Annotated in this window: 14 protein-coding genes; 5 read left to right on the plus strand and 9 right to left on the minus strand. The window is 61.6% G+C overall.

Annotation, left to right across the window (positions count from 1 at the left end):
* Positions 1-73 precede the first annotated feature (73 nt).
* From FSY59_RS18505 to FSY59_RS18525, 6 genes are all read right to left on the minus strand, one after another.
* Entirely contained in the window at positions 74-271 is a 198-nt protein-coding gene (locus FSY59_RS18505) for a DUF2970 domain-containing protein (RefSeq protein WP_003051791.1), read from the minus strand.
* The gene (locus FSY59_RS18510) at positions 268-882 is read right to left on the minus strand and encodes a cytochrome c oxidase assembly protein (protein WP_003051788.1); all 615 of its coding nucleotides are present in this window, start codon (positions 880-882) and stop codon (positions 268-270) included. The genes FSY59_RS18505 and FSY59_RS18510 overlap by 4 nt, the downstream gene beginning before the upstream one ends.
* Before the next feature lie 35 nt (positions 883-917).
* Complete coding sequence (locus FSY59_RS27560) at positions 918-1,028, minus strand: cytochrome oxidase small assembly protein (protein WP_003051786.1); 111 nt, start codon at positions 1,026-1,028, stop codon at positions 918-920.
* Positions 1,029-1,038: 10 nt separating this feature from the next.
* Positions 1,039-2,682, minus strand: a complete 1,644-nt coding sequence (gene ctaD, locus FSY59_RS18515) for a cytochrome c oxidase subunit I (RefSeq protein WP_003051784.1) — start codon at positions 2,680-2,682, stop codon at positions 1,039-1,041.
* A gap of 33 nt (positions 2,683-2,715) precedes the next feature.
* Positions 2,716-4,290 carry a cytochrome c oxidase subunit II gene (coxB, locus tag FSY59_RS18520; RefSeq protein WP_003051783.1) on the minus strand — a complete coding sequence of 525 codons (1,575 nt, stop codon included), beginning with the start codon at positions 4,288-4,290 and terminating at the stop codon, positions 2,716-2,718.
* Between the two features lie 580 nt (positions 4,291-4,870).
* On the minus strand, positions 4,871-5,725 hold the full coding sequence (locus FSY59_RS18525; RefSeq protein ID WP_255439376.1) for a class I SAM-dependent methyltransferase: 855 nt from the start codon (positions 5,723-5,725) through the stop codon (positions 4,871-4,873).
* Between the two features lie 144 nt (positions 5,726-5,869).
* On the opposite strand from FSY59_RS18525, the gene FSY59_RS18530 reads away from it, so the two are divergent.
* The 3 genes from FSY59_RS18530 to FSY59_RS18540 all read left to right on the plus strand — a co-directional run bounded on the left by FSY59_RS18530 (position 5,870) and on the right by FSY59_RS18540 (position 7,636).
* Positions 5,870-6,610 carry a ComF family protein gene (locus tag FSY59_RS18530; protein WP_034400239.1) on the plus strand — a complete coding sequence of 247 codons (741 nt, stop codon included), beginning with the start codon at positions 5,870-5,872 and terminating at the stop codon, positions 6,608-6,610.
* A 70-nt stretch (positions 6,611-6,680) separates the two neighbouring features.
* Positions 6,681-7,175, plus strand: a complete 495-nt coding sequence (gene trmL, locus FSY59_RS18535; RefSeq protein WP_148729040.1) for a tRNA (uridine(34)/cytosine(34)/5-carboxymethylaminomethyluridine(34)-2'-O)-methyltransferase TrmL — start codon at positions 6,681-6,683, stop codon at positions 7,173-7,175.
* A gap of 152 nt (positions 7,176-7,327) precedes the next feature.
* Positions 7,328-7,636, plus strand: a complete 309-nt coding sequence (locus FSY59_RS18540; RefSeq protein ID WP_148729041.1) for a DUF4148 domain-containing protein — start codon at positions 7,328-7,330, stop codon at positions 7,634-7,636.
* Positions 7,637-7,739: 103 nt separating this feature from the next.
* Here the strand turns inward: FSY59_RS18540 and FSY59_RS18545 are convergent, their stop codons facing one another.
* Positions 7,740-8,204 carry a MaoC family dehydratase gene (locus tag FSY59_RS18545; RefSeq protein WP_034366233.1) on the minus strand — a complete coding sequence of 155 codons (465 nt, stop codon included), beginning with the start codon at positions 8,202-8,204 and terminating at the stop codon, positions 7,740-7,742.
* 132 nt (positions 8,205-8,336) lie between these two features.
* Positions 8,337-8,969, minus strand: a complete 633-nt coding sequence (locus tag FSY59_RS18550) for a LysE family transporter (RefSeq protein WP_003051771.1) — start codon at positions 8,967-8,969, stop codon at positions 8,337-8,339.
* 204 nt (positions 8,970-9,173) lie between these two features.
* Between FSY59_RS18550 and kefC the strand changes: the two genes are divergently transcribed.
* Both kefC and FSY59_RS18560 read left to right on the plus strand, forming a co-directional pair.
* On the plus strand, positions 9,174-11,066 hold the full coding sequence (gene kefC, locus FSY59_RS18555) for a glutathione-regulated potassium-efflux system protein KefC (protein WP_148729042.1): 1,893 nt from the start codon (positions 9,174-9,176) through the stop codon (positions 11,064-11,066).
* Between the two features lie 16 nt (positions 11,067-11,082).
* Positions 11,083-11,535: a DUF1841 family protein gene (locus FSY59_RS18560; protein WP_029158808.1), complete on the plus strand. Its 453-nt coding sequence runs from the start codon at positions 11,083-11,085 to the stop codon at positions 11,533-11,535.
* A gap of 59 nt (positions 11,536-11,594) precedes the next feature.
* Here the strand turns inward: FSY59_RS18560 and FSY59_RS18565 are convergent, their stop codons facing one another.
* Positions 11,595-12,257: a cytochrome c gene (locus FSY59_RS18565; RefSeq protein WP_003051762.1), complete on the minus strand. Its 663-nt coding sequence runs from the start codon at positions 12,255-12,257 to the stop codon at positions 11,595-11,597.
* Positions 12,258-12,353 lie beyond the last annotated feature (96 nt).

Here is a 12,353-nt window from a genome sequence, read left to right on the forward strand (position 1 = left end):
TGTTGATCGTTGTTCTGACCGACGCTCCACTAACACTGGCACTGCATTCGCCACACCTGCCCTCAGCCAGAGGCTAAACGACCAGGTTGACGATCCATATCAACGCTAATACCAAGGCAAAAATCGCCACCAGCCCCACGGCAATCACATGCAGCGGCGTGATGCTGGCGAAATCCTTCTCGTACTCCTTGCCCTTGCGCACGCCCAGCATGGCCCAGGCGACGGCCACGATGCTGCGCCAGAAACCGGTCTTCTTGGCGTCCTGCGTCATGAGCTGCCTCCGGGCGTGATGACTGCAGCCGTGCTGCCTTCAGGCGCTGCGGGGGTCTTGCCGCCCACCTCGAAGAAGGTGTAGGACAGCGTGATGGTCTTCACATCCTTGGAGATGCGCGGATCGATGACAAAGGCCACCGGCCACTCACGCTTCTCGCCGGGCTCCAGCGTGTACTGCGAAAAGCAGAAGCACTCCATCTTGTTGAAGAAGGCCGTGGCCTGGCGCGGCGCATAGCTGGGGATGGCCTGGGCGGCCATGCGCCGGTTCTGCACGTTCTGGAATTCGTACATCACCGTGGCCAGCTCGCCGGGATGGACCTGCACCGAACGCTTGGCCGGCTTGAAGTCCCAGGGCCCGCGTGCATTGGCATCGAACTCCACGGTGATGGTACGGCTGGTGTCGATCTGGCTGTTGGGCGGAAGCTTCACGTCGCGGCCCGCCACGCCGGCACCGGGTACCTGCTTTTCGGACAGCGACAGGATGTTGATGCCCGTCAACTCACAGATATGCTTGTAGATGGGAATGAGCACATAGCCGAACGCAAACATGCCCAGGGCAACGATCGCCAGCTTGCCCACCATCTTCGCGTTTTCCTTGGCTATGCTCACCTCAAGCTCCTTCACTCGGTTGCCATCGGCCTGCCTCAATGCAGCCAGGCCATCTTCACCACAAAGCCGATAAAGAACACGGCAGCCGTGGAGGCCAGGATCAGCCCCAGCCTCCGGTTCGCCTTGCGTTGTGCCTGTGTCGTCATGCGTGCCTCCTCAGCCGATCACCTTGGTGGCGGTTTCATCGAGCTTGGGAGGCGTCTCGAAGGTGTGGAACGGAGCTGGAGAAGGCACTTCCCACTCCAGGCCTTCGGCCGCTTCCCAGGGCTTTTGCGGCGCCTTCTCGCCATGACCGCGCATCGCGGGCCAGACGACGAACAGGAAGAAATACACCTGCATCAGACCGAAGCCAAAGCCGCCCAGGGAGGCAATCATGTTGAAGTCGGCGAACTGCATGGGGTAGTCGGCATAGCGACGCGGCATGCCGGCCAGACCCAGGAAGTGCATGGGGAAAAAGGTGATGTTGAAGAAGATCAGCGAGCCCCAGAAGTGGATGCGGCCGCGCGTTTCGGAATACATCACGCCCGTCCACTTGGGCGACCAGTAGTAATAGCCGGCGAACATGGAGAACAGCGAACCGGCTACCAGCACATAGTGGAAGTGGGCCACCACGTAATAGGTGTCCTGCAACTGGATGTCGATGGGCGCCATGGACAGGATCAGTCCCGTGAAGCCGCCCATGGTGAACACGAAGATGAAGCCCACGGCGAACAGCATCGGGGTTTCAAAGCTCATGGAGCCGCGCCACATGGTGGCCGTCCAGTTGAACACCTTCACGGCCGTTGGCACGGAGATCAGCATGGTCGCGTACATGAAGAACAGCTGACCCGTGACCGGCATGCCGGTGGTGAACATGTGGTGCGCCCAGACGATGAAGGACAGGATGGCAATCGCCGCCACGGCATAGACCATGGAGGTGTAGCCAAACAGCCTCTTGCGGCTGAAGGCTGGCACGATCTGGCTGACGATGCCGAAGGCCGGCAAGATCATGATGTAGACCTCGGGGTGGCCGAAGAACCAGAAGATGTGCTGGTACATCACCGGATCGCCACCGCCTGCAGGGTTGAAGAAGCTGGTGCCGAAGTGGCGGTCGGTCAGCGTCATGGTGATGGCGCCGGCCAGCACCGGCATCACGGCGATCAGCAGATAGGCGGTGATCAGCCAGGTCCAGGCAAACAGCGGCATCTTCATCAGCGTCATGCCGGGCGCGCGCATGTTCAGGATGGTGACGATGATGTTGATCGCGCCCATGATGGAGCTGGCGCCCATGATGTGCATGGCAAAGATGCTGGTGTCCATGGACGGACCCATCTGCAGCGTCAGCGGGGCATACAGCGTCCAGCCGGCCGCGGGCGCACCGCCGGGCATGAAGAACGAGCCCACCAGCATGATGCCGGCAGGAATCAGCAGCCAGAAGCTGAAGTTGTTCATGCGTGCAAACGCCATGTCTGAAGCACCGATCTGCAGCGGCAGCATCCAGTTCGCGAAGCCCACGAAGGCCGGCATGATGGCACCGAACACCATGATCAGTCCGTGCATGGTGGTCAGCTGGTTGAACAGCTCGGGGTTGACGATCTGCAGGCCGGGCTCGAACAGCTCGGCACGGATCAGCATGGCCAGAATGCCTCCCACCATCAGCATGGTGAAGGAGAACAGCAGGTACATCGTGCCGATGTCCTTGTGATTGGTGGCAAACAGCCAGCGACGCCAGCCCGAGGGCATGGCGTGGTGATGGTCGTCGTGCCCATGGTCGTGACCATGGCCCTCATGGGTGTGGACGGGAGGAACTACGGCGCTCATATTCTTTTCTCCAATCGGTCTCTATACCCGGGCTTACTTCGCGGCCGTGATGTCAACACGGCGTGCCTGCTGGTCCGCGCCTGCCGCAGCCGTGATGGTCTCGGGCTTGCGCAGCTCGATGCGGTCACCCGCAATGCCGCTGTCCTCCAGCAGCTTGGCCACGGCCTTGGCTCGCTCCTTGGCCAGCTCCGCGTTCTTGTCGGCGTTGCCGGTGGAGTCCACAAAGCCCGACAGGGCAATCTTGCCGTCCTTGTGGGCCTTCCAGTACTCGGCCGCCTTCTTCACCGCAGCCTGAGCCTGATCGTCGAGCGCGCTCTTGCCGGTCTCGAAAAAGACCTGATAAGGGCCTGCATCACTGGCGGCAGCGGCTGCACCTTGCGCAGGAGCGGCAGAGTCGGCAGCCGCAGCTGCGGGTGCCGCACTTCCGCCGCCTTCAGGGAATTTGCCGCCGCGCGCAGCCACAAACTGTGCCGGCTGCACCAGCTGGCCGGTCTGGTTGCTCCAGTGGTTCTTGGCAAAGGTCACCACTGCGGCCAGCTCGGTGTCGCTCAGCTGCTTCCAGGCCGGCATGGCACCGTTGGCGCGGCCTTCGAGCACCGCATGCATCATGTCGGCTGTGGGGCCCAGCACCACGGGACTGCCGTCCAGCGGCTTGATGGGACCGGCTCCCTTGCCATTGGCCTGGTGGCAGGCTGCGCAGTTGGCGGCATAGACTTTTTCGCCACGTGCCACCAGATCGGCCAGTACCCAGACCTTGTTCGGATCATCGGCCTTGGCAGCCAGCTTCTTCTTTTCTTCGCCCACCCAGGCGCTGTAAGCCTCGGCAGACAGCACCTTCACATGGATGGGCATGTAGGCATGTTCCTTGCCGCACAGCTCGGCACACTGACCGTAGTAGTCGCCGGTCTTCTCGGCCTTGAACCAGGTGTCGCGCACAAAGCCGGGAATCGCGTCCTGCTTGATGCCAAAGGCCGGCACCATGAAGGAGTGGATCACATCGTTGGCCGTGGTGATGATGCGCACCTTCTTGCCCACGGGCACGACCAGCGGGTTGTCGACTCTCAGCAGGTAGTCGCTGGGCGCGTTGCTCACATCGCCGCTGTTGGACATCTGGCGCTGGGCGTTATCCAGCGTGGACACAAAGCCCAGGCCTTCGCCCTCGCCGCTCAGATAGTCATAGCCCCATTTCCACTGGTAGCCGGTGGCCTTGATCGTGAGGTCGGCGTTGGTCGTGTCTTTCTGTGCCACCAGCACCTTGGTGGCAGGCAGCGCCATCAGGATCACGATGATGAAGGGAGCCACCGTCCAGGCCACTTCCACCTTGACCGATTCATGGAAGTTCGCGGCCTTGGCTCCCTGGGATTTGCGGTGCTTCCAGATGGAATAGAACATCACCCCGAACACCGCGATGAAGATCAGCGTGCAGATGATGAGCATCATCCAGTGCAGCCAGTGCTGCTCCACGGCAATGCGTGTCACAGGCGGATGCAGATTGAGTTGGTTGACGGCAGGGCCTCCCGGCAGATCCTGCGCCGCAAAGGCCATGGAACTGCCCCACGCCGCCAAGGCCAAACTCCAGGGAACCAGCTTGGTGGAAATGTTTTTCATCGTTTTCACTTACCTCAAAGCCTCAGTTGTCCACTCGCTCACACCGCTTCCGCCGCTGCCGGCCGATAGGCTGTGACACTCACACTACCTCGCGAACTTCAACGCAGCATGCCCCAGAATTTGATAGCACTGTCTGCGCGCATTCACTAATGCATGTACCGGAAACCCATGCCAACCGGGCTTGCACAGGCAAGCCTGACCGGACTTGAAACTCGTACTGGCAAGCGCACCTCACGGCAAACGCCGGACATGGCTGAAACTGGCCTGGCAGCCAGGACAGGAAGAAGGGAGATGGGACGCTGCTGTACCGCGGCCACCGCCGGGCACAGGGATGCATCAGCGCAGCAGGAGGCTGGCTTGTGGTGATGATGAAATGCGAAAACCGGCCGCTGTCGAACCCGCTGGCCAGTCCCCTTGGCAAAGCGAAACACCCGATATCCCCCCCTGGCGGCTTGGGCCGCACTGTCTGTTTTCCTTCAGGCAGGAGAGAAGCCCGAAGGATTGCTGCTATCCATGAAGTAACTAGGAGAAATTGTAGGCAGCTTTGTGTCGAATCAATGACCGGAAAACGACAGATGTGCTATCGCAAACCCGTGTTGCGCGGCTGCTTGAGCATGGCCTTCATGTCTTCCAGCGACACGGCGCTATTGGCTTCCAGACGCAGCTTGGGCTGCGGTTTGTAGGCGTGACCATAGACGATCTCGAAGGTCAGCGAGAGCTGTCCATCGGGTTGCTTGTCGGCCCAGTGCTGCTCTATTTTCTGCAGCAGCCCGGCCTTCCAGCCGCGACCGCGCAGGCCGGCAAAACGACCGGGGTGGAAATTGCGGCCCAGTTCGCGCAGCTCCTGCAGCAGACGCTGCGGCGTGGCAAAGGTCAGGGTGATGCGCTCCATGTCCATCACCGGTTCGGCAAAGCCGGAGTGCACCAGCATATCGCCCCAGTCATGCATATCGGTAAACGTATGACCTGCCGGCCCCCAGCCGAGTTTGGCGTAGAGCCTGTGCAGCTGCTGCACGGTATCCGGCCCGAGGCAGGAGAACATGACATAGCCATCGACCTTGAGCGCCTTGTGCCAGCGCTCGATCAGGGTCTGCGGGTCGGCTGCGGTATGCAGCAGCATATTGGCCCAGAGCATGTCCATGCTGCCGTCAACCGGCTCGGCCACGTGCACTGCCGCCCCCTTCCAGCGCGAGAGCTGCCACCAGCGGCTGCCGAGCTTGTCCTGCGCCACGGCCTCGCGGCGGGCCACGGGTTCATGGATCGTGCATTCGGCCTGCGGATAGCGCTCGCGCAGCAGATGGTGTGCCTGCATGCCACCCCGCACCGGCTCCCAGTGGCACCAGGTCTCTGGCGGCTTCACGATCCAGTCCAGGCGCTGCTGCATGCGGCTGGCCACCTCCTCGTGCAACCAGGGAGATTCGGCCGGAGCGGCCATTTGCCAATGGTTTGCAGCGATGGAGTCAATTGTGGGTGGCAGGGCGTGGGACATGGGCAGACAGGAGCGGGCAGATGGTTGAAGAAGCGCTCCGCTCACCAGCTGCCGGAAAGAAGATCAATGCGGCGCGAGTATATTGATTCCATGCCCGACCTTCATGCGACATGGCTTTCGCGCCTGCACCGCCAGCAGCAGCGCTGGCTGGATGCGCTGCCCAGCCAGTGCGCAGTCTGCGGACGCTGGCCCGGACCACGCATCTGCCACGACTGCCAGGCGCGCTGGGCCCGGCAAAAGCACCGCTGCCATAGCTGCGCCCTGCCGCTGCCCTCCCTGGTCAGCCTCTGCGGCAGCTGCCTCAAGCAGCCGCCCCGGCTCAAACGCTGTACCTCCGTGCTGGACTATGCCTATCCCTGGCAGGACCTCATCACGCGCTACAAATTTCAGGCCGACCTGGGGTTGGCGCGCAGTCTGGGCAGGCTGATGGCCAGCCACCCCGAAGTCAGAGAGCAGTTGCGGGCCTGCGCTGCCTTGCTGCCCATGCCGGCCTCCGATGAGCGCGTGCGCGAGCGTGGCTTTGACCACTGCCTGCTGCTGGCACGCGCCCTCAGCGAGCAGTACGACACCTGCTTGCCCTTGCTGAGCGGGGTCGTGCAGCGCAGACATCTGGAGCTGCCCCAGCATGCCTCCAGCCGGGAGCAGCGGCTGCGCCAGCTGCGCAATGTCTTCAGCCTCGACCCTGCCCGGAAGGCCCTGATTGAAGGGCAAGCGATCTTGCTGCTGGACGACGTGATGACTACCGGCGCCACGCTGGATGCACTGGCCCGCTGCCTGCTTTCGGCGGGTGCCGCCTCGGTCAGTGCCGTCGTGCTGGCGCGCACGCCTTGACCCATATCTGCCAGTCTGGAACTGCGGGGCCGGCAGCGCAGCTAACAGCCGGGCGGCACAATAGCGCCCCATGTTTCATATCGTTCTTGTGGCGCCCGAGATTCCCCCCAACACGGGCAATGTCATCCGTCTGGCTGCCAACACGGGTTGCAGCCTGCATCTGATCGAGCCACTGGGTTTTTCCATGGAAGACCGGCATATGCGCCGTGCCGGACTGGACTATCACGAGTACGCCAATGTGGCCCGCCACGCCAGCTGGGACGCCTTCATCGACAGCTGCCAGCCCCGGCGCGAGCGCATGTTTGCCATGACCACGCACAGCAGCAGTCCGGCCCATGCCATGGAATTCAAGGCGGGCGACTGGCTGGTCTTTGGCTCTGAAAGCAAGGGTCTGCCGCCCGAGGTACGCGCCCAGTTCCCCAACGAGCAGCGACTGCGCCTGCCCATGCTCGCCTCTCAACGCAGCCTGAACCTGTCCAATGCCGTGGCCGTGACGGTGTTTGAAGCCTGGCGCCAGCAGGGTTTCGCGGGTGCTGCCCTTGCAGAGCCCAAGACTGGGCTTTAAGTTCCCGCTTATTGTCTCTAATTTCGGAACAATAAGTTGCGCAACAGGGGGTTTTTCTCCTGATTAGATCGTCCTAAAGTACGACTCATGGACTTGCAGCCGACCGACGATATCCGCCAGGACTGCAGGCCCGACGTACCAAAGGACGAATCATGAAATACGCCAACCGCTTTGCCATCGTTGCCGCCCTGGCCATGTCCGCCGCCGCTGCACAGGCTGCAAGCTTTGACTTCACCGGCGATCACTACCCTCCCGAAGTTGCAGGTCAATCCACCCTGACCCGTGCTCAAGTCAATGCCCAGGTGCAGGACGCTATGGCCAAGGGCCAGCTGCAGCTCGTTGGCGATGCCTATCTGCCCCTGTCCCAGCAACAGCAACCCAGCAACCTCAGCCGTGAGCAAGTGCGCCAGGAAACCATTGCCGCAGGCAAGGCCGGTTTGCTGGACAACTATGGCGAATGACGGACTCTGCGCAGCACCCTGCTTTGCGAGGTGCGGCTCAATAACAAAGCCCCAAGGCGCAAGCCGAGGGGCTTTTTTCATGGTTTGAAAATCACGCCGCGAATCAGGCCGCCGCACCAAAGCTGCGCGCCAGCGACTCGGCCACGCATACAGGCTTGTCGCTGCCTTCGCGCTCCACCGTCACCAGCCAGGTCATCTGAATCCCCTCAGGCTCGATGCGTTCCGCCGCCTGCAAGGTCATGCGCGCCCGCAAGCGGCTGTTGACAGGCACGGGAGCCATGAAGCGCACACGGTTGAGCCCGTAGTTCACCCCCATCTTGGCGCCTTCGATCTTGAAAGTGCCTTCGAAGAACTTCGGCAGCAGGGACAGCGTGAGAAAGCCATGGGCAATCGGCGCGCCGAACGGGCCCTGGGCAGCTCGCTCGGGATCAGTATGAATCCACTGCTGATCGCCCGTGGCGTCGGCAAACATTTGAATCTGGGCCTGGGTGATGGTGATCCAGTCGCTGACGGCGACTTCCTGCCCAATCGAGGCCAGCACTTCGGAGTAGGAGCGAAAGGTTTTCATGCCCCCAATGTAGAAGCCCCCTGCCCTATGTCATGTCTGACGCGGGACAAGGGGCTTACCCTAGATTATTTGATCAAATATGCCGACAGCCCAATATGGGAATGCGCCTAAAGCTATGCTTTTTGAAGCAGCTCAGGCTTCACTGGAGCGCTGAACAAAGAACAGGCCTGTGCCCACGGCCATCAGCAGGCCGCCGAACACGCGGTTCTGATTGCGCATGGCGCGTGCGCTGCGCATCAGGCCGCGCAAGGCGCTGGCACCTGCTGCATAGCTGTGCATCACCGTGGTGTCCACGGCCAGCATGGTCACGGCCAGAATCGCCAACTGCGGAGCCAGGGGACGGCTGGTGGTCATGAACTGGGGCAGCACGGCAACCATGAAGATGATGCCCTTGGGATTGGTGGCATTGGTCAGAAAGCCCGTCAGCACGCGCTTTCTGAGACTGGCCTCGGGCGCGGCCTCTTGCGCTGCCAGCGGAGAGCCGCCCGAACGCCACTGGCTGATGCCCAGATAGATGAGATAGCCCGCGCCCACGATCTTGACGGCATTGAAGGCCCACTCGGACGCCATGAGCAGCGAGCCCACGCCGGCACCTGCTATCAACAAGATGAGCAGCAGCCCGAGCTGCAGACCCATGATGGTGGCGCTGGTCTTGCGCACGCCATAGGACAGGCCATGACTCATGGACAGCACAGCCCCCGAGCCCGGCGAGACCGCGATGATCCAGGAGGCCACAAAAAAAGCAAACCAGGTGTGCAGATCCATACTCACTCCAAACGCCGATCTAAAGCGCCAGTCACAAAGCGCCTATCTTAAAAGTTGCGCTGTCAACTTGCAGACGCAAGGTTGACCAGGCGCTATAAGCACCAGGTACGCATTCATCTGCTTTTTCTTTCTGTCAAAAATCTGACGCTTGGCTGCGGGTGCCAAAATGGAATCTCTCTAGGGTTAACACCACATAACATTCCCATGGAACACGGCTCTCCCATCTGGCTGACTTACGGCTTCATTTATCTTACGGCAGCAGTTCTGGCCGTCCCCATCGCCAGAGCCCTGGGCCTGGGAGCCATCATTGGCTACCTGGGCGCCGGCATTGCCATGGGACCCTGGGGCTTTGGCCTGGTCCGCAATGTGGACGACATCCTGCACTTTGCCGAGTTTGGCGTGGTGCTGATGCTGTTCGTGATCGGACTTGAGCTGCAGCCCAAGCGCCTTTGGGAGCTGCGGCGCCCCATCTTCGGCTGGGGCATGGCCCAGATGGTGGTCTGCACCGGCATTCTGTTCCTGGCCGCCTGGGCCTTCGGTCTGTCCTGGCGCGTCAGCCTGATCGCAGGCATGGGCCTGGCACTGTCATCCACTGCCGTCTGCCTGCAGATCATGGCCGAGCGCAATCTGATGCGCACTCCCAGCGGACAGGCCGCCTTCTCCATCCTACTGTTCCAGGACGTGGCGGCCATCCCCATCCTGGCGCTGATTCCGATTCTGGGCGCTTACAAGGCCGCCCATGCCAGCCACGGCGACAGCCAGGTCTGGCTGGCCATTCTGAAGACCGTGGGCACGATTGGCGCCGTCATCATCGGTGGCCGATTGCTGCTGCAACCGCTGCTGCGCTGGATTGCGCGCAGCAAGACCCCCGAGATCTTCACCGCCACCTCCCTGCTGCTGGTCGTGGGCATTGCCATGCTGATGACGCAGGTGGGCCTGTCCATGGCGCTGGGCGCCTTCCTGGCCGGCGTGCTGCTGGCCGACAGCGAATACCGCAGCGAGCTGGAAACCAATATCGAGCCGTTCAAAGGCCTGCTGCTGGGCCTGTTTTTCATGGCTGTGGGCATGAGCATCGACTTTGGCGTCATCCTCCAGTCCCCCTGGACCATGGCCGCCATGGTGACAGGCTTTATTGCGCTGAAGGCAGTGATGATCTTCGGTCTGGCCAGATTCATGCAGATTCCCTGGCGCGAACGCCCGGTGTTCACGCTGATGCTGGCGCAAGGCGGGGAATTCGCCTTTGTGGTGTTCCAGACAGCCGCGCAGTACAAGGTATTCCGCCACAGCGTCTCTTCCATGCTGGTCGCGGCCGTGGCTCTGTCGATGCTGCTGGGCCCGCTGCTGCTGGTGCTGCTGGACAAACTGCTGCTGCGCCGCTTTTCCACCATCAAGGATGAAGAATGCGGCTCCGACAAGGCCAAAGAGATCTCCGAGCCTCAGGAATCGCCCATCATCATCGCCGGCTTCGGCCGCTACGGCCAGATCGTGGCCCGCGTGTTGCTGGCCCAGGGCATACGCCCGACCATCCTGGACCATAGCGTGGAAATGCTGGAGGCTGCGCAGATCTACGGCCACCGCGTGTTCTACGGCGATGCCACACGCATGGACCTGCTGCGCATCGCCGGTGCGGCCCAGGCCCATGTACTGGTGATTGCCGTCGACACCACCGAGCAGTCCCTCAAGATAGCCAGTCAGGTGCGCAAGCATTTCCCCAACCTCGAGATCGTGGCCCGTACCCGAGACCTGGATCACTGGTTCCGCCTGCGCGATCTCGGAGTCGAGCATGCCCAGCGCGAAGTCTTCGAATCCAGCCTTATCTCGGCCCAGTCGGTGCTGGAGCTGCTGGGTCAGAGTCCGGCCGAAGCCAAACGCATCACGGCACGATTCAGGGAGCACAATCTGGCGCTGGCCGAGCGCATGTACCCACACTACAAGGACAAGAACCAGCTGATTGCAGTGGCCAAGCAGGGCCGCCAGCAACTGGTGGAGCAGATGGCCAAGGAGCGTGCCGATCTGCTGGCCGACAACGCAGATGTACCCGATACGCCCCTGGCCAGCGAGCAAGACCACAGTCCAACTGATGCCCGGCAGCCGTGATACGCTGCGCGCCATCATGTTCAACCCCAGCCAAGCCGACGTACGGCGATTTTTTTGCGGTGTGCGCGCCAAGATGATCAGCGGCGCGCCCATGGAGGCCATCGAAACGCTGGCCAGCCTGTGGATAGACGAGCACCCCGAGTACTTCGACGAGCTCTCCGACGTGGATGTTGCCGTGGCGCGCAACTACGATGCGGAGACTGAGCGCACCAACCCGTTTCTGCACCTGTCCATGCATCTGTCCATCAGCGAGCAGTGCAGCGTCGACTCGCCCCGCGGCATACGCCAGGCCGTGGAACTGCTAACCAGAAAGCGTGACCTGCATGACGCCCATCACGCCGCCATGGAATGCCTGGGCCAGATGCTCTGGGAAAGCCAGCGCTCGGGACGCCCGCCCGATGGCGAGGCCTATGTTGCCGGAGTGCAGCGTCTGGCCACCACCGACGGCAGTTTCAAAAGCAACCTCTGAGGCGCCCTCTGAAAAACACAAAGCCCGCCTTGGCGGGCTTTGTGTTTGCCGAAGCTGGTTTATTTCTGGCCCAGACGGAAATGCGGCTGCACCACCACCTGCATCTCGCTATCCAGACTGCCTATGTATCGGGCCAGCTGCTGCAACTCGTCGTTCTTGAACTGTTTGGCAATGCCGGCCATCACGCCATTGCTGCGCCCGATGATGGGATTGCCCTCGGTCCTGTAGGCCTGCAGGGCCCGGAACACATAGTCCGAATACTGCCCTGCCACCTTGGGATAGGACGGATCGATGGGCTTGGAAAAGCCTTCGCCATGGCAGGAGAAGCAGGCGCCTTTTTGCAGCAGCGCCGTGACGGCCGGGTTCGCTTCCTTGGGCTTGCCGTCCTTGGCCTTGGCATGCCCCGCATAGTAGGCAGCCACATCAGCCATGTCCTGCTCGCTCAGCGAGTCGGCAATGCCGCGCATGGTGGGGTGTTTGCGTTCGCCTTTCTTATAGGCGTTCAGGGCCGAGACGATATAGGCCTCGTTCTGCCCACCGATCATGGGTACTTTGTATACCTCAGGGAAGCTGGCCTGATAACCGGTGATGCCATGACAGCCTATGCACATGGCGATCTTGCCTGCGCCAGCCTTTGCATCGCCCTTGACAGCCTGGGCGCTTGCCGCGCCGGTCACTGATGCGACAACTACTGCCAATACCGTGGTCCAAGTTTTTATCATTTTGCGCGCACAATCCTTCAAGAGTTCAGACGGGTGCTCAAATGCCTTGCTGCAGTGCAAACGATTATGGCAGTGAGAATTTCGCACGCTTATCAA

Origin of the sequence: Comamonas sp. Z3, from assembly GCF_008121565.1 — a bacterium.
In the GTDB taxonomy this organism is placed as follows: Bacteria; Pseudomonadota; Gammaproteobacteria; order Burkholderiales; family Burkholderiaceae_C; genus Comamonas; species Comamonas brasiliensis.

What these genes read in the sequence shown, in the direction of transcription:
- FSY59_RS18505 (WP_003051791.1), bottom strand. Translation starts at nt 271, where the DNA reads ATGACGCAGGACGCCAAGAAGACCGGTTTCTGGCGCAGCATCGTGGCC.
- FSY59_RS27560 (WP_003051786.1), bottom strand. Translation starts at nt 1,028, where the DNA reads ATGACGACACAGGCACAACGCAAGGCGAACCGGAGGCTGGGGCTGATC.
- ctaD (WP_003051784.1), bottom strand. Translation starts at nt 2,682, where the DNA reads ATGAGCGCCGTAGTTCCTCCCGTCCACACCCATGAGGGCCATGGTCAC.
- coxB (WP_003051783.1), bottom strand. Translation starts at nt 4,290, where the DNA reads ATGAAAAACATTTCCACCAAGCTGGTTCCCTGGAGTTTGGCCTTGGCG.
- FSY59_RS18525 (WP_255439376.1), bottom strand. Translation starts at nt 5,725, where the DNA reads ATGGCCGCTCCGGCCGAATCTCCCTGGTTGCACGAGGAGGTGGCCAGC.
- FSY59_RS18530 (WP_034400239.1), top strand. Translation starts at nt 5,870, where the DNA reads ATGCCCGACCTTCATGCGACATGGCTTTCGCGCCTGCACCGCCAGCAG.
- trmL (WP_148729040.1), top strand. Translation starts at nt 6,681, where the DNA reads ATGTTTCATATCGTTCTTGTGGCGCCCGAGATTCCCCCCAACACGGGC.
- FSY59_RS18540 (WP_148729041.1), top strand. Translation starts at nt 7,328, where the DNA reads ATGAAATACGCCAACCGCTTTGCCATCGTTGCCGCCCTGGCCATGTCC.
- FSY59_RS18545 (WP_034366233.1), bottom strand. Translation starts at nt 8,204, where the DNA reads ATGAAAACCTTTCGCTCCTACTCCGAAGTGCTGGCCTCGATTGGGCAG.
- FSY59_RS18550 (WP_003051771.1), bottom strand. Translation starts at nt 8,969, where the DNA reads ATGGATCTGCACACCTGGTTTGCTTTTTTTGTGGCCTCCTGGATCATC.
- kefC (WP_148729042.1), top strand. Translation starts at nt 9,174, where the DNA reads ATGGAACACGGCTCTCCCATCTGGCTGACTTACGGCTTCATTTATCTT.
- FSY59_RS18560 (WP_029158808.1), top strand. Translation starts at nt 11,083, where the DNA reads ATGTTCAACCCCAGCCAAGCCGACGTACGGCGATTTTTTTGCGGTGTG.
- FSY59_RS18565 (WP_003051762.1), bottom strand. Translation starts at nt 12,257, where the DNA reads ATGATAAAAACTTGGACCACGGTATTGGCAGTAGTTGTCGCATCAGTG.